The organism is Pseudoalteromonas arctica A 37-1-2, assembly GCF_000238395.3.
In the GTDB taxonomy this organism is placed as follows: Bacteria; Pseudomonadota; Gammaproteobacteria; order Enterobacterales; family Alteromonadaceae; genus Pseudoalteromonas; species Pseudoalteromonas arctica.
This window is the reverse complement of record NZ_CP011025.1, coordinates 786,826-803,227: the sequence shown is the minus strand read 5'-3', so window position 1 is coordinate 803,227 and position 16,402 is coordinate 786,826. Positions and strand designations below refer to the sequence as shown.

At 38.0% G+C, this 16,402-nt stretch carries 10 protein-coding genes; 8 read left to right on the top strand and 2 right to left on the bottom strand.

Going from position 1 to position 16,402, the window contains the following annotated elements; genetic code table 11:
* Positions 1-142: 142 nt before the first annotated feature.
* Positions 143-976, bottom strand: a complete 834-nt coding sequence (locus PARC_RS03595) for a mechanosensitive ion channel family protein (protein WP_010553100.1) — start codon at positions 974-976, stop codon at positions 143-145.
* Between the two features lie 301 nt (positions 977-1,277).
* On the opposite strand from PARC_RS03595, the gene gss reads away from it, so the two are divergent.
* From gss to PARC_RS03570, 5 genes are all read left to right on the top strand, one after another.
* Positions 1,278-3,146 carry a bifunctional glutathionylspermidine amidase/synthase gene (gene gss, locus PARC_RS03590; RefSeq protein WP_010553099.1) on the top strand — a complete coding sequence of 623 codons (1,869 nt, stop codon included), beginning with the start codon at positions 1,278-1,280 and terminating at the stop codon, positions 3,144-3,146.
* Positions 3,147-3,279: 133 nt separating this feature from the next.
* Positions 3,280-3,648, top strand: coding sequence for a DUF2237 family protein (locus PARC_RS03585; protein WP_010553098.1), 369 nt, complete (start codon positions 3,280-3,282; stop codon positions 3,646-3,648).
* Between the two features lie 235 nt (positions 3,649-3,883).
* Positions 3,884-4,408, top strand: a complete 525-nt coding sequence (gene dps, locus PARC_RS03580) for a DNA starvation/stationary phase protection protein Dps (protein ID WP_010553097.1) — start codon at positions 3,884-3,886, stop codon at positions 4,406-4,408.
* A gap of 624 nt (positions 4,409-5,032) precedes the next feature.
* The gene (locus PARC_RS03575; protein ID WP_010553095.1) at positions 5,033-7,972 is read left to right on the top strand and encodes a TonB-dependent receptor; all 2,940 of its coding nucleotides are present in this window, start codon (positions 5,033-5,035) and stop codon (positions 7,970-7,972) included.
* A 155-nt stretch (positions 7,973-8,127) separates the two neighbouring features.
* Positions 8,128-9,867, top strand: coding sequence for a SulP family inorganic anion transporter (locus PARC_RS03570; RefSeq protein WP_010553094.1), 1,740 nt, complete (start codon positions 8,128-8,130; stop codon positions 9,865-9,867).
* Between the two features lie 52 nt (positions 9,868-9,919).
* On the opposite strand, the gene PARC_RS03565 is transcribed toward PARC_RS03570, so the two are convergent.
* Positions 9,920-10,597, bottom strand: a complete 678-nt coding sequence (locus tag PARC_RS03565; RefSeq protein WP_010553093.1) for a glutathione S-transferase family protein — start codon at positions 10,595-10,597, stop codon at positions 9,920-9,922.
* Between the two features lie 488 nt (positions 10,598-11,085).
* Here PARC_RS03565 and PARC_RS03560 point away from each other — a divergent pair, with 488 nt between their 5' ends.
* The 3 genes from PARC_RS03560 to PARC_RS03550 all read left to right on the top strand — a co-directional run bounded on the left by PARC_RS03560 (position 11,086) and on the right by PARC_RS03550 (position 16,389).
* Positions 11,086-13,266 (top strand): GAF domain-containing hybrid sensor histidine kinase/response regulator, encoded by a 2,181-nt coding sequence (locus tag PARC_RS03560; protein ID WP_010553092.1) that lies wholly within the window; start codon positions 11,086-11,088, stop codon positions 13,264-13,266.
* Between the two features lie 281 nt (positions 13,267-13,547).
* The gene (locus tag PARC_RS03555; RefSeq protein ID WP_010553091.1) at positions 13,548-14,906 is read left to right on the top strand and encodes a serine hydrolase domain-containing protein; all 1,359 of its coding nucleotides are present in this window, start codon (positions 13,548-13,550) and stop codon (positions 14,904-14,906) included.
* Between the two features lie 208 nt (positions 14,907-15,114).
* Positions 15,115-16,389: an alpha/beta hydrolase gene (locus PARC_RS03550; protein ID WP_010553090.1), complete on the top strand. Its 1,275-nt coding sequence runs from the start codon at positions 15,115-15,117 to the stop codon at positions 16,387-16,389.
* Positions 16,390-16,402: the final 13 nt, after the last annotated feature.

The window sequence follows — 16,402 nt, the reverse complement described above, 5'->3', positions numbered from 1 at the left end:
ACCTAGTAAAAAAGGGCTGTACAGATAACAATGTAGTATTTGAAGTGGTTTATAAAAGAAAAGGTTACACAGGTATGTAACTTTTTCACACAAAAAAAGAGCACTTAAAAGTGCCCTTAGGTTTAAATCGTTTTAAATTTAGTTAATCTTTGCTTTCGTTAACTAAAATAACTTTACGATGTGGGAAAGGTATTTCGATGTTGTTTTCATCCAGTGCTTTTTTAATTAACTCTGGCACCGTATAAAGAATATCGAAGTAATGCTCGCCCTTACAAAAAGGTCTTACTAAAAAGTCTACTGAGCTGTTGTTAAGAGTTTCTACTTCAACAAAAGGAGCTGGATCTTTTAGTATGTGTGGGTGCGCTGCAAGTACGGCATCTATAACTTTACGTACAGCCGTTGTATCTTCACCGTAAGCAACACCAAAATGCATATCCACACCACGAATTGGATGATGTGAATGGTTTATAATTTGCGCGCCCCAAATTTGACTATTTGGAATAATAACCTGTTGGTTATCGAACGTTTGTAAAATAGTAGTAAACATATCTACTTCTGTTACTTTACCAAAACGCCCTGCTGCCTCAATAAAGTCATTCACTTTATAAGGTCTGAAAACTAGTAGCATAACGCCTGCTGCAAGGTTCGACATTGCACCTTGTAACGCCAAGCCTATAGCAAGTCCCGCAGCACCTAGCAAAGCAATAATAGAGGCTGTTTGTACACCAAAGCGATTTAACACAGCAATAATAACGAACGCTAATATGATGTATCGAGCCATGCTGCCTAAAAAGCGAAAAAGCGTGTCATCAAGATGAGTGTATTTATGGCATAAGCCAATAATTAAATTGCGTACTTTGCCCGCTAACCATAAGCCCGCAAGCAAAATTGCAATCGCTAGTAATATGTTGGTTGCCCACGTAATTGCAGCGGGTAAATATTGATTAATATCAATGTTGTTTATTATGTCTTCCATTGTTTTTCCTGTTTTAAAAACTTTTAATTAGTTTTAACTAGTTTCAACTATACCAAGCGCAACAGTTTAACAAAAAATTAACTAAAGTACGAATATAGGTTCAGTTTTACATGTATAAGCGCTTTGAAGGAGGGATTTTTTAACTACTGCTTTTAAAACTATGGATTGATAAAATATAATTTTAAGCCCTATTTAGCGCCAATATTTAATTAAAAATTAAACCCAGTTATATCTTGCTATAACGCAGTTTCGCTCATATAGTCAGCAAATTATCACACCTTTATTTTGAACATCTTTGTTTATGAAATCTTCTGCTCCTGCTAGTGATTTTGGTACCTTATTAGGTTATGCACCTGGTAATGTTGCTGTTTACTCATCTGATTATGATACGGCTGACGAAAGTATTTATCCTAATCGTAGCGCCTATCGTAGTTACCTTGATGGCATTTACATGGGCTATAAATGGCAATGCGTTGAGTTTGCACGTCGATGGATGTATCTCAACCATAGCTATATTTTTGATGATATTGCTATGGCTTACGATATTTTTGAGCTGCGTTCTGTGCGCGATGTAAATAGCCAAAACAGATTGCCACTAAACGCGTTTAAAAATGGTGCTAAATATCATCCTCAAGTAGGTAGTTTACTTATTTGGGAGGAAGGCGGCGAGTTTGAAGAAACAGGCCATGTTGCTGTCGTTGTTGAAGTGCACGAAGATAAAATACGCCTTGCTGAGCAAAATGTAGGACATCAAATATGGCCAAAAGATCAAAGCTGGTGTCGTGAGCTAAAAGCAAAAGTAACCAAAGATGGCGACTATTGGATTGAGTGCTCTTACAGCGACGCCACTATTTTAGGCTGGATGACACAAACTGATGAAACAGAATATGCTGAGCCAACGTCTGAGCTAAACACTGATTTATTTATTATAAAAGCCCATAAAGCAGTAGATACAGGCCAAGCAAACAAGTCATGGTTAAATATTGCGAATGACGATGAAGCTGCCTACGTAGAAATGATGCAAGGCCATAAACTTACATCAGTAGCTGAGGATCAACATAATTACTTTGCGATATCTCAAACGGCGCAGCAAAGCATTGAGCATGCAACAAATGAGCTGCATGGCTTATTTATGCATGCAACCGACTATGTACTGCAGCACCCTGAGTTATTAAAAAAGTTTAATTTACCCGATGTTGTGATTAATAAAATTCGCCAATCGTGGGATAACCGCTTAAACCAATTAATTACCAGTCGGTTTGACTTTGCTTTAACAGCAGCAGGTTTAAAAGTTTACGAATACAATTGCGATTCGGCATCGTGTTACATGGAAAGCGGCAAAGTTCAGGGTAAATGGGCAAAACACTTTGGTGTTAAAACAGGTGTAGATGCAGGCCAAAATTTATTTAAAGATCTCGTAAAAGCATGGCGTAAAAGTGAAGTAAAAGGTCTTGTTCATATTCTTCAAGATGATGAACCAGAAGAGCATTACCACGCATTATTTATGAAAGAAGCCATTGAAGCCGCGGGCTTTGAGTGTAAGTTAGTAATTGGCTTAAGCACACTTCGCTGGAATGAATCAGGCAACATAGTAGATGAAGACGGCGCACAACTGAGTTACGTGTGGAAAACGTGGTCGTGGGAAACCGCACTTGATCAAATTCGTGAAGAATGCGAAGCCGACCAATCATTAGGTGATAACTTTGAACCACAATTCAAAGCTGGTGAAACGCCACGCTTAGTCGATGTATTACTGCGTAAAAACGTGATGGTGTTTGAACCGCTGTGGACATTAATTCCAAGTAACAAAGCTATTTTGCCAATACTGTGGAGCTTATTCCCTAATCATAAATATTTACTTAATACCGCGTTTGAGCTTAACGACGAGTTATTACAAACCGGTTATGTAGTTAAACCAATAGTAGGACGCTGTGGCGCTAATATTCAACTTGTTGATGAACAGCAGCAAGTTATTGAAAAAACAATGGGGCACTTTGCCGAGCAAGACCAAATATATCAACAGCTATTTGCACTGCCTAAAGTAGATGATTACTTTGTACAAATATGTAGTTTTACAGCCGCCGGTAAATACTCTGGTGGTGGCGTGCGTGTTGATAAAAGCATGATCATAAACGGCCATAGCGATTGTATGGCGTTGCGTATTAAATAAATAATACTAAGCCCGCAATTTTGCTGCGGGCTTAAGTTTGTGTAGACCTTCCTTCTTTTAAGTTTTATAGCTATCTCAAGCGAGTTACTCCTGATAGAGTAAATTTATTAAACACCACAAACTAAGGTATTTCATGGCGAATCAATTTAATGTACTTGGCACACGTTTAAAACTATGTTGCGGTAATGGTGGCTACACACGTGAAGGATTTTGTTATGTACCAGAATCAGATCTTGGCAATCACAGTGTGTGTGCAATTATGACTGACGAGTTTTTAAAATTTTCAAAATCACAAGGTAACGACTTAATAAGCCCAAACCCTCTTTACGATTTTGAAGGTTTAAAAGCCGGTGATAAATGGTGCTTGTGTGCGCTAAGATGGCTTCATGCTATTTCAGCAAACGTTGCGCCACCAGTGGTACTTGAAGCTACAAATAAAAAATCATTAGAAATAGTGTCGCTCGATGTTTTAAAAGCGCACGAATATATAGCCAAAGTTTAAATACACTTAAGCGTTATTAAATTAAAGTCTGCAGATTTTACAAATGTATGCAGGCTTTTCAAAAATTCAATCCCCCCTCCAGCCTCTAAAATCTTAAATAAAAACATAACCACATGTTTTTAAATCACTTTTAAAAACAATCAGCTTACGGCATAACAGTTGCTTCATTAGGTTTAAGTCATGCTCATAACGCAACATATTATATGAGCAACACATTACTTAAGTAGGAGAAATTATGAGTAACAATAACGAATCAAACAAAACAACTAAATTTACCGCGCCAGGTATGAGTGACGAATCAGCTCAAAAAACAATAGCTACGCTAGATAACCGCATGGTTGCATTGATAGATTTACAGCTTACTTTAAAGCATATTCACTGGAACGTAGTAGGACCTAACTTTATTGGCGTACACGAAATGATAGACCCACAAGTAGACATTGTGCGCGAAATGACAGATACAATTGCAGAGCGAATTGCGACTCTTGGTGGAGTGCCCGTTGGTACGCCTAAATCAATTGTAGATCGTCGTACATGGAACGAATACTCAGTAGGTAAAGGGTTAGTAACCGAGCATTTAGCCGCACTTGATAAAGTATACAACGGCGTTAATGGCGATCACCGCAAAGCAATCGAGACTCTCTCTGAACTAGATCCGGTGTCTGAAGATATGATCACCAGCCAACTAGCTGACCTAGAGCAATTTCAGTGGTTTATTAGAGCCCATTTAGAATCATCTACAGGCGAGCTAAAAAGCTAATATATTTAATTTAAGAAAGCCCAGCATTAATATGCTGGGCTTTTTTTTGCGTAAAAATCCATTTATTTATAATCATATATAGATATGAATCAGTAAGCTCTAATACAAAATTCATATAAAAACAATAGAAAATTGGTATTACCAAAACAAATAACCAAAATAAAAATGAATGACTTTACACACCTCACTATTTCGAAAAGTTATAAGCCATACCCAACCTTTAATGAATACCTCATTATTTTAACATCACTTAAAAAGCAAACTAAACACGTATAAAATTACATCACAAAAGCTCAAAATAGCATCTAAATCTGCGTTAAATAGTACAAATGATATAAAAAAACGCCTTTGGTAAACATACTTTAATAAAATTCATTCAAAATATAAAAAATAAAAACACATCATAAGCCATTAAATTTATTAAATATAAACAAAAAAAACGAACACTTTGTAATACAGTTTGTGAATTTTTGGTAAACAAAGGTTGTAATAAAAGCTGAATTGGACTAATTTCAACCATACCACCTGTATGACACACTACAGGGAAATAGCAGTTAAATTGGTTAACCAAGCCAGGTAACAACACACACAATGACGTAAGTCGTACCCAAACGGGAGAGATACATGAAACTCAATCAAATTACTTCAACATTAATTAATAAACATAAAAGAAGTAGCTCTACAACAATCAGTGCAGCAGCCCTTTTATTAATGGCTTCTTCTACTATTGCAGCGCAAGAGGCTCCGGCAGCTTCAGAAACGGCAGCTGCAGATATTGAAGTTATTGAAGTAAAAGGCATGCTAGGTAGTATGAAAGCCGCCGCTATGCTTAAGCGTACTGACGGACGTATTGTAGATGCGATTGTTGCTGAAGACATTGGTAAGTTACCTGATAATAATATTGCAGAAGCACTGCAACGTATTACTGGTGTATCTATTAATACCGATTTTGGTGTGGGTGACAGTGTTTCGATTCGTGGCTTACCTCAAAACCGTGTTGAATTAAACGGTCGTTCTACTATTGGTGACTCTCGTGACGGTATTAGCTTACAAGATTACCCATCAAGTTTCTTAAAAACAGTAGAAGTAGTTAAGTCTCCTACTGCCGATATGATTGAAGGCGCATTAGGCGGAACAGTTAGCTTAAAAACAGTTCGCCCATTAGAGTTAGATAAACTAACTGGCGCAGTTTCATTAGATGGTGAATATGCAGATAAAACAGAAAAAGTAGCGCCTATTTTTAGTGGTTCACTTGGTAACAACTGGGACTTTGACGAAATGGGTACCTTTGGTGCCATTGCTATGTTTTCGTATCAAGATCGTGAAATTCGTCAAGATGAAACGTCTAGCCGTGTTAAACCTCAAGACATTGATATTAATGGCCAAGAAGGTAATACACCAAGTGGCAACGCTATCGTACGAGACGAGCACAGTGTTGAACAATATGTAGAACAACGTAAACGTACTGCTGTAAATTTATCACTTCAGTGGGCACCGCAATCTGGTAATGGCATGGTGTATCTTGATTTAAGTGGCACTAAACGCTCTGGTGAGCAAAGTGGTAACTCTATATTAGGTGTTGCAGGTTCACTATCAACAGATGCAAATACAACTCAAGATGCTAACGGCGTAAATAATTACACGCTAACAAACGAATTTGGTATCCCTAAAACATACAGTGACTTTCGTGAAACTGACTCGTTTTCAAATGCACTTGGTGCAGAGTGGAACCTTACTGACAGTATAAAAATCTCTGGTGAAATTGCGGTAGCATCATCAGAAAGCGTAAGACCTGATTCTGAATTTACTTTACGCCCAATCGAAAAATCAACATTCGAAGCAAGTGGCGGCGTTGATTTAGTAAATCATTTATATGATGGTGCGTTTTCGCAAGACGGTAATAAATTACCAAGCATCATACACTCAGATCCAAATGCATTTACTGACCCACAAAACTTAGCACTACGTACGTTCAAAAGTGAAGATAGAAGAACAGACAACGAAGAAACCGCCGTTCGTTTTGATGTTGAAATGTTTGAGCCACTCAGCAGCTTAAGCTGGGTGTCTAAAGTAAAAGCAGGTGTTCGTGTTACTAACCGCGATTACGAATATGAGCAATACAAAGTAGAAATTAAAGACATTTACAAAAATGCATTTAACGACTCAGATGGTTCATTAGCTACTTTATGGGTTGATGACTACAATGCTGCTTTTTCAAATAGCTTCACAACAGTTAGCCACGACAACTCTTTTGACCAATTAGGTCATTCGGGACAAAATGACCTACTAACGTTTTTAAGCTACAACGGTTTATCTAACCCTGCAAATACTTACGCTCAACTTCAGCAGTTACTTGCAGGTACTAACCTAGCGTCAACAGGGAGTCTTTCAGATAACCAAGAGTTCCAAGAAAGCGCATACCGTAACGTAGTTGAAGATACAGCTGCTGTGTACATATCAGCGTACTTAGACTTTGATAACATCACTGCGATTGTGGGTGGTCGTTATGTGACTACAGATTTAGAATCTAGCGTATTTCTTAATGGCGAAAAAGTAACTGGCGACAATGATTACAGCGACTTTTTACCAAGCTTAAACGTTACGTATAACTACTCAGACGAAACATTATTCCGCTTTGCTGCTGCAAAAGTTATGCGCCGCGCTGACTTTAGCGAGCTAAGCCCTGCATTTGACGTTAATAATGACATTACAGGTGCAACGCAAGGCTCTATTGATTTAGAACCATACCGTGCAACGCAATACGACTTATCTGTAGAGCATTACTTTGATGAAGGTAACGTACTATCTTTCGCAGTATTTTATAAAGATGTTGAGTCTTTCTTAAGTAACGAAAGTAGCTGTGTAGCTGCATCAAGTACTTCAACAGGTCAAAACGTAACTCAGTGGAACCAAGTATGTCAGCTTGACGTTGCAGGTGTATCTCAAGACAACCTAGTTTACTCAGATGCGACTGACTACCCTGTAGATATAGATGGCTTTAACCATGTTGCAGGCTTGCGTGACGCAGGACTAACGGGTATTGATACAGTTAAAAATGTAAACGGTGAAAACGGCTCAGTACAAGGTTTTGAAGTTGGTTACCAACAGTTCTTCACAAGCTTACCTGGTGCATTTTCTGGCTTAGGTGTTAATGCAAACTACACGTATGCAGACAGCGAACAACCAAACGGCAACCCATTATTAGATATTTCTAAAAATACGTACAACTTACAAGTATTTTGGGAATACGAAGGGTTCTCTACTCGTATCGCTTATAACTACCGTGACAGTTTCTTAGATACAGAAAACGAGAAACGCGTAGAAAATATTAACTCAGACGGCAGCATTTCAGCAGAAGGCACTGTTTACGGTAATAACTACCGTGACGACAGAGGCCAGTTAGATTTCTCTGCAAGCTGGGATATTAACGAAAACGTGACCTTAGTAGGTAATGCGACCAACTTAACGGGTGAGCCTTCAATCTACCTATCTGAACTAGGTGGTGCTTGGAAGTACACTGAAGCGGATCGCCGTTACAGCTTTGGTATTCGCGCTAAATTTTAATTTTCCCTGGAAACTAAAGCCTGCTTTTATGCAGGCTTTTTTACGTCTATAAAAAAGTGGCTTTATATTACGTAAAAAACACTCCCTCCTAGCTATACTTATTTGAATATTAAATTTACTATCAAAACGTTGTAACTATTAGCAAGGATACTGAAGTGCTGTCGCGTTTATATAATTTTATGCCGGGTTTAGATACATTGCTGCACTACGAGCGACAATGGTTTGCTGATGATGTAAGAGCGGCGCTATCGGTAGCTGCGGTAGCTTTACCTGTTGCCATAGCCTATGCACAACTAACCGGTGTTAACGCCGCCGTAGGGTTATATTCTTGCATACTGCCAATGATGCTATATGCTCTTTTTGGCACTTCTAAACAATTAATAGTCGGCCCTGATGCCGCCACCTGCGCCGTTATTGCAGCAGTAGTAACACCTCTTGCTGCAGGTGACAGCTTTAAGCATTGGCAACTTGTTGTCACCATGACCGCCATGACCGGCTTTTGGTGCTTTATAGCCAGTAAATTTAAGTTAGGTGTATTAGCCGACTTTTTATCTAAACCTATTTTAATGGGATTACTAAACGGCGTAGCTATCACTATTATTGTGGGTCAATTTTCTAAAGTATTCGGTTTTACCTTTGATGAGCGCTACTTACTTGAACGCCTAGGCGGTGTACCCACATACCTAGCGCAAACACATGTTCCAACCTTACTAATGGCTTTGTTTACACTGGCGGTTTACTTTGCCATGAAGCGCATAAGACCCACGTGGCCTGCATCTATGTTTGCCATAGCTTTTGGTGCGCTTTTGGTATGGATTTTTGATTTAAAACAACTTGATATAAAAACTATTGGCACCGTAACTGGCGGGCTTCCCGTTTTTAATACCCCTGTTTTTGATTTAGGGATTATTCGTGAGCTAGTGGTACCCGCACTTAACTTAGCCATCGTGAGCTTTGTTAGTATGATGCTAACTGCGCGTAGCTTTGCTGCTAAAAATGGCTACGACATAGACGCCGATAAAGAATTTAGAGCGTTAGGTATTGCCAATATTGCGTCGGCTCTTTCGCAAGGTTTTGCAGTCAGTGGCGCCGACTCACGCACCGCTGTTAACGATGCAACGGGTGGTAAAACGCAGTTAGTATCAATAATAGCAGCGGCCATTATTGCGGTCATAGCCGTATTTTTAACTGCGCCACTTGAATTTATTCCAAGCGCAGCGCTAGGTGTTGTACTCATTATTGCCTCTGTTCATTTACTCGATTTAAAAGCGGTTTGGCAATTAAAACGAAAAGATAAACAGGCATTTTATCTCGCCTCAGCCACCTTACTTGCGGTGTTATTTATTGGCGTTATACCAGGGATCACACTTGCTGTATTACTGGGGTTATTTCAATTTATTCGCACTGTTATGCGCCCAACTGACAATATACTCGGCGTAGATGTTAACGGTGTAGTAAGAAGTTTAGACGCCACAGATAAAGCAAAAGCAGTGCAAGGCGTGTTTATCTATCGCTTTAATTCACCTTTAACTTACTTTAATGCCAGCTACTTTAAACGCAGATTACTTGAGCAATACGCAAGGCAAAAAGACGACACCCACTGTGTAATAATTGACGCTGTGCCCTGCTTTACTCACTTAGATTTAAGCGTAATGGCAATGCTTGCCGATCTAGATGTTATATTTAAAAAGCGCGATATAAGGCTTGAACTTGCAGGTAGAAAACGCCAACTACTTTCGTGGTTTGAAATTGCAGGAATGAAGTCAGGAAAAGAAGGTATATATATTCACTCAGACCTATACATCGCCCTAAAAAGAAATAGCGTAAGCCAGCACACAGAGGAAGTTAATTTATTCGTGGCAGATGAAAATAAAGAGGTGCTAACACAGCCATGAAATACTAAACAGCAGATCAGCTAGCTGATCTGCTTATTGTATTAAGTACTTTTTATACTTTAGGGTAATTTGAAGGGAAAAACGCTTTTTTAGCATCTTCATCAAACTCTTTTTTAAATGCTATATCAGTACCAATTACGCGTGCACGCGCAACCGCTGGTCGGCTATCAATGCTTTCAAACCAACGCTTAAGATTTGGGTACGGCGCTAAGCCCTCTTCACCTAGTACAACCGGTGCTTTATCAATCCAGCCCCATGCAGATACATCAGCAATGGTATACGTATCACCCACAATAAAGTCGCGGCCCTCAAGATGCGTATCAAGTACTTCGTAATGGCGCTGCGCTTCACGTAAATAACGATTAGCCGCGTAATCAAGCCCTTCTGGCGCCATGTGTCTAAAGTGTACACTTTGCCCTGAATACGGACCTAAACCCGATGCGATAAACATTAACCACGACAGCATTTCAGCGCGGTCATCGCCCTTGCCTTCTAGCTTTCCATATTTTTCAGAAAGGTACATTAAAATAGCGTTCGAATCGAATACACGAGTTTCACCATCAACTATTGCAGGTGCTTTAGCATTTGGATTAATTGCTTTAAATTCAGGTGTATGTTGCTCACCTTTTAAAGTATCAAGAGGAACAAGTTCAAACGGTAAGCCTGTTTCTTCTAAAAAGAGTGCAACCTTCATTGGGTTAGGAGTATGGTGAAAATAAAATTTAATCATGTAAAGTTCCTCAATAATTGAGCAACGATTAAAGCACAACTTGAGCGGGTGTTCAAATTAAGTTTTAACCAAGTAAAATATACAGTTAAAACGTGATTTAATTGTGAGTATTTCGTGATACTTCATTAGTGAATATCACTTATGCCAAGGAAAATATCAGCCTTTTCGAGCCATCACATGCTTTTAGAAATTTATGATTCACAAGGTTGCAGAATTTGCCCACCAGCAGAGCTGCTGAGTTTCAAAATTTACAGATGATGTAAAACTATAGACTGGTTTAATCCCTATTAATTCCGATGTTAATTACTGAGAGTGTTCAGTATGGAAAGATCCTTTTTACTTTCGCTGGTTTTATAAAAAACACTTCAAAAAAATAATAAGAGAGTAACAAAATACAGAATCTATTTATTAGCCTGATTTACATGTTAAAGTTGTCATTATCACTAAATTACTCTTATAGTGAATCTATATAAATATTGAGCAATACTATGATAAAAGCACAAATACCAGTAGACGAAGAATCTAGATTAAAAGCCCTGTATGAGTATGAAATATTAGATACTGAAGCCGAAAAAGTATTTGATGATTTAACTCAACTTGCTTCTGATATTTGTGAAGCCCCCATATCACTTATAAGCTTAGTTGATCCACAAAGGCAGTGGTTTAAATCAAAGTATGGTATCGATGTAGACTCCACCGAAAGAGATATCGCATTTTGCTCTCATACAATACTGCAAGACCAAGTATTTGAAATACAAAACGCTCTACTTGATGAACGTTTTTATGATAACCCTCTAGTAACCAGCGATCCAAACATTCGGTTTTATGCGGGCACACCGCTAGTTACACCTAGTGGCAGCACAATTGGTACATTATGTGTTATCAGCGACCAGCCAAAAAAGCTAACTCAAACACAAATTAACGCACTGAAAATACTTGGCAAAGAAGTTATCGCACAACTTGAGCTCAGGTTAAACAACAGAAAGCTGGCCACTGCATTAAAACAACAACAAATACATAATAAAAATCTTGAAGAACTAAAAAAAGAAGCTGATACAGCTAACACTCTAAAAGGTCGATTTTTAGCAAATATGTCGCACGAGCTAAGAACTCCGCTGCACGGCATTTTAAATTTAGCTGAGTTTGGACTGGCAGAGACTTCAAATATAGAAAAAGATAACGCCTTAAAAAGTATTTTAAGCTCCGCGAATATACTCTCAAATATTGTAAATGACATTTTAGACTTTTCAAAAATTGAAGCGGGTAAATTAAATATTGAGAATATTAACTTTAACCTGAGCGAAGTCATTAACAATGTAATTAATCCACTAACGAAACAAGCCACAGATAAAGGAATAAAATTTATTCCATCTATAGATAAAAATATCGCTACAACCTTAAAAGGCGATCCTGTCAGAATTTCACAAATTTTAAATAACTTATGCTCAAATGCGATTAAATTTACACAACAAGGCCAGGTAGAGTTTAAAGTCACTGTAAAAGAGAACTCCTTAAACACGCAAAATATTGTATTTGAAATAATCGATACAGGTATTGGTATTAGTAAAGCTGCACAGCAAAATTTATTTAAAGAGTTTCATCAGGCTGATTCATCTACATCTAGAAAGTACGGGGGCACGGGCCTTGGCCTCTCCATTTGCACCAAGCTAAGTGATTTAATGAATGGCAAAATCAACTTCACGAGTAAAGAAGATAAAGGTTCTGTATTTACTTACCAACAAAGCTTTGAAACATCAGAACTCGATGAATTATTAAAACCAAATAAAGAAATAACCGATTTACAAGGGTGTACTATTTTGGTTGCCGAAGACAATAAAGTAAATCAAGTTATCGTAAGTAAAATGCTACAAGCCCATAATGCGAAAGTAATATTTACCGAAAATGGCAAAGAATGCGTTGATTACTTTTTTGCCAACCATGTTGATTTGATTTTTATGGACATTCAAATGCCAGTGATGGATGGAGTGCAAGCCACTAAAATAATTAGAGCGCAACAAACAGGTAAAACAACGCCAATTATTGCCATGACAGCCAACACCATGAAACAAGATATTGAACACTATTTAGATATTGGTATGGATGGCTATTTAACGAAGCCATTTAATAAAGAGCATTTAAACAGCTTGCTCAATGTCTATAATCCAAAAAACTCAAACCTCAAAAATTTAGCAGTTAAAGTTAGTAACCCAAACATTACGAGTGAACGTAAGCTAAAACAGATATGCAATGAGCTAAAAAAGTTAATTCCAAATGCCGACAGAGTCAGTCTCTGGTTGTTTAATCACGACTATACTGCCATTAATAGCTTAATTTGCCTTGATGAAAAAAATGAAATAGTAAGTAATGCAGTTTTAAAAGCTGAAGACTTTCCTGCATACTTTGACTATATTTTAGATCATAAAGTATTAGACGCATCAGATGCGAGAAACCACGAAATCACTAAAAACTTCACCAAAGTTTATTTTGAACCATCAAACATTTACTCCTTGCTTGATTACATCTACTTTATTGATAACAAGCCACTAGGTGTTATTTGTTGTGAAAGTGTTGGCTCAAAAATTTCATGGAGCCATGCAGATAAACTGTCACTTATTAAAGTAGCTGATGTAACAACCTTGTTTTTATCCAAGCGGCTGAAATCATCGTAGCTACTTAATATATATAAAATGTGAGGAGTGCCTAATTACTTAAACTATTTAACTAAGCGGCATATGCTACCAAGGTTATGCGCGTTTATTGATTTAACAAAAAATTTGAATGTATATGGGTAACTAAAGCGCAGCGTTGAGTTTACTTTTTAGTTGTGCAATATTAACTGGCTATAAACTAAAAATAATACTTATAAATTAAAGTAAATAACCGCTTAAATGAAGCACAAGGATCGCTAAGCCTATCTAGAGGTTTGGTATAAAAACTAAAAAGGATGAATATGATTAAGTCATTTTACGCTAGCTGTTTGTTAGCCCTCTCGCTATTAACACCCAGCCTTGTAAAAGCAAACCCGACGGCCTCGCAGTATCAGGAAATTCTTAACGATAACCTTGCTGAAAACGAGCCTGGGGTATCGGTAATTATAAGTAAAAATGGCAAAGTACTTTTTAAAGGAACGCGCGGGCTTGCCAACCTTGAACATAACATTGCACTTAATGAGCAAAGCGTTTTGCGTTTAGGTTCTATTTCAAAACAATTTACTGCAGCTGCAATTATGATGCTGCAAGAGCAAGGTAAGCTAGCGGTTACCGATGATATTCATAAGTATGTTGCAAGCTTTCCAACAGAGGGCAACCTCGTCACAATCGAAAACTTATTAACCCACACCTCAGGCATCGCCAACTACACAGATGACGACGACTTATTCGATAAAGAAATACAAGTACCCACCAGCGTTGACGATGCACTAGCGCGATTTGCCAAACACCCAATGGTGTTTAAACCCGGCGAAGCGATGGCTTATTCAAATACCGGTTATTCACTGCTTGGGAAAATAATTGAAGTAGCAAGTGGCCAGTCTTACAAAGACTTTATTGAACAACACATATTTAAAAAACTAAAAATGAATCAGAGTAGTTATGAAGGGCAAGAACTTGTTACCCATCGCGCATCTGGCTATGAGCAAACAGAGCAAGGATTTATCAACACCAGCTACATTAATATGGATTGGCCATATGCCGCAGGTGCGCTTATATCTACTCCAACTGACCTAAGTATTTGGTTTAGTGCGTTATCGTCTGGCAAGCTTATTAGTAAAGCAGGTTATGAGAAGATGGTAAGCCCTTTTAAACTCAATGACGGCAGCTTTTCATCCTACGGTTACGGATTAATTATTAAGCCTTTGAATGAATACACCGTAATTAAACACACTGGCGGAATAAATGGCTTTTTGGCACACGCACGTTACATACCAGAGCAAAAGCTATATGTAGCAGTACTGGCTAATTCAAACCACATAAATCCTATTTTTATCAACGAAAAACTCACAGCCAGCGCACTGGGTATTGCACTCCCCGAGTTTAAAAAAGCAGATGTAACAGCGCAGCAATTAGCCCCCGTATTGGGTGATTACCGGATTGATGAAAACACCTTACGCAGCCTAATTTTTGAAAACGACGTTTTGTATTCCAAGCGCACCGGTGGCAATAAAACAAAACTTATTACAATGTCTAAAAATAGCTTTTACTACCCTAATTCAAACAATTACTTAGTAATAGAAAAAAACAGCCAAGGCCAATTGGTAATGAAGTATTTTAGTGGATTATCAACAACGCCTACTGAGGCGATTAAGATTTAGCTTTATAACCCCCTCCCAAAAAAACAATGCCCGCAGCTTTCGCTACTTATAAGCTCGGGTATTTTTATTTTGAATCCTCGTTAACGCAACAATACATTATAAAATTAGTATGTGATGTGTGAAAGGTAATAAATATGTTACTTTTTATATGCTAATTTTATACTTAACCCCTTTAAAATAATTTATAAACCGAAAATAAGGAATAAGCATGCTTTTTCACCCTCACGGTAAATCCTATATTTTCGCCCCTTTGCTCATTATTTTGCTATCTGCTTGTACTTCAAACCCAGCTTTAATGCCTACACCCAATTTATTTGTAAGTACGCCTTATTCAGAAGCCCAAGTACCTAAAAACCTACATACAACAAGTATGGAATTGCTCTATGTTACAGACCGAGCAATTTCTGAAAAAGAGGGGGTTATGTATAACGCAAGTCGCTCGCCATCAATTGCGTACGGTGTAGCAAAAGTAAATTTTGGCGATAGGTCGTTGCAGTGGAGTGAGCTATTAAAGCAAAGTAGTCTTAAAAATCGCTCCGCAAATTTGACTTACGTAATGGAGAAAGCCGATGAATTAGGTCGCTTTCCTTTATCGCCTTATAAATTTAGACGCGTAAAAAACAAACTCCAAATTGACGAAGATATTTTAGAACGAAAGATTTTTCACGAAACCCAGTTAAACAAAAACATTAATCAGCGTTTAAAAAACAGTAATAATAAAGACGTTATTTTGTTTGTGCATGGCTTTAATAATACCTTTAACGAATCGGTATTTACCCTTGCCGGTATATGGCATTTTTTGAACCGACAAGGCGTACCTATTGTTTACTCTTGGCCTGCCGCCGCCACAGGATTAACCGGCTATTTTGAAGATAAAGAGTCTGGTCAATTTACTATTTTTCATTTAAAAGAAACTTTGCGACTGCTTTTCAAAAATCCTGAAATAGAAAACATTCATATTATTGCGCATAGCCGTGGCACCGATGTAGTAACCACAACACTTAGAGAGCTTATAATTGAGAACAGAGCCAGTGGCGGAAATCCCCGCGAAGACCTGCGTATTGAAAACTTAATTTTAGCAGCCCCTGATCTCGATTTTGGTATTATTAAACAAAGACTAATGGCAGAGCAATTTGGACCTGCATTTGGACAAATCACCATTTACACCTCTCAAGAAGATAGCGCATTGGGTATTTCACAGTGGCTAACAAACAGCTTGAGCTTTGGTCGGCTAAACACCAAAGATGTAAACATAAACGAGCAAGACATATTCACTTCTGTAGGTAACGTAAGCCTAATTAAAGTACCTAAATCTGGCAGCCTAATCGGCCATGACTACTTTCATAGTGATCCTGCGGTAAGTTCTGATCTTATTAATTTGATATTACATAAAGCATCGCCAGGCTCTAAAAAACGACCTCTACAAAAGCTCGAAAACAACTTTTGGTCGCTCGATTCAAATTACTTAATTAAAAACGAATAGTAGTTAGCACACA

Coding starts and splice junctions, on each gene's coding strand:
- PARC_RS03595 (WP_010553100.1), bottom strand. CDS start 976: ATGGAAGACATAATAAACAACATTGATATTAATCAATATTTACCCGCT.
- gss (WP_010553099.1), top strand. CDS start 1,278: ATGAAATCTTCTGCTCCTGCTAGTGATTTTGGTACCTTATTAGGTTAT.
- PARC_RS03585 (WP_010553098.1), top strand. CDS start 3,280: ATGGCGAATCAATTTAATGTACTTGGCACACGTTTAAAACTATGTTGC.
- dps (WP_010553097.1), top strand. CDS start 3,884: ATGAGTAACAATAACGAATCAAACAAAACAACTAAATTTACCGCGCCA.
- PARC_RS03575 (WP_010553095.1), top strand. CDS start 5,033: ATGAAACTCAATCAAATTACTTCAACATTAATTAATAAACATAAAAGA.
- PARC_RS03565 (WP_010553093.1), bottom strand. CDS start 10,597: ATGATTAAATTTTATTTTCACCATACTCCTAACCCAATGAAGGTTGCA.
- PARC_RS03560 (WP_010553092.1), top strand. CDS start 11,086: ATGATAAAAGCACAAATACCAGTAGACGAAGAATCTAGATTAAAAGCC.
- PARC_RS03555 (WP_010553091.1), top strand. CDS start 13,548: ATGATTAAGTCATTTTACGCTAGCTGTTTGTTAGCCCTCTCGCTATTA.
- PARC_RS03550 (WP_010553090.1), top strand. CDS start 15,115: ATGCTTTTTCACCCTCACGGTAAATCCTATATTTTCGCCCCTTTGCTC.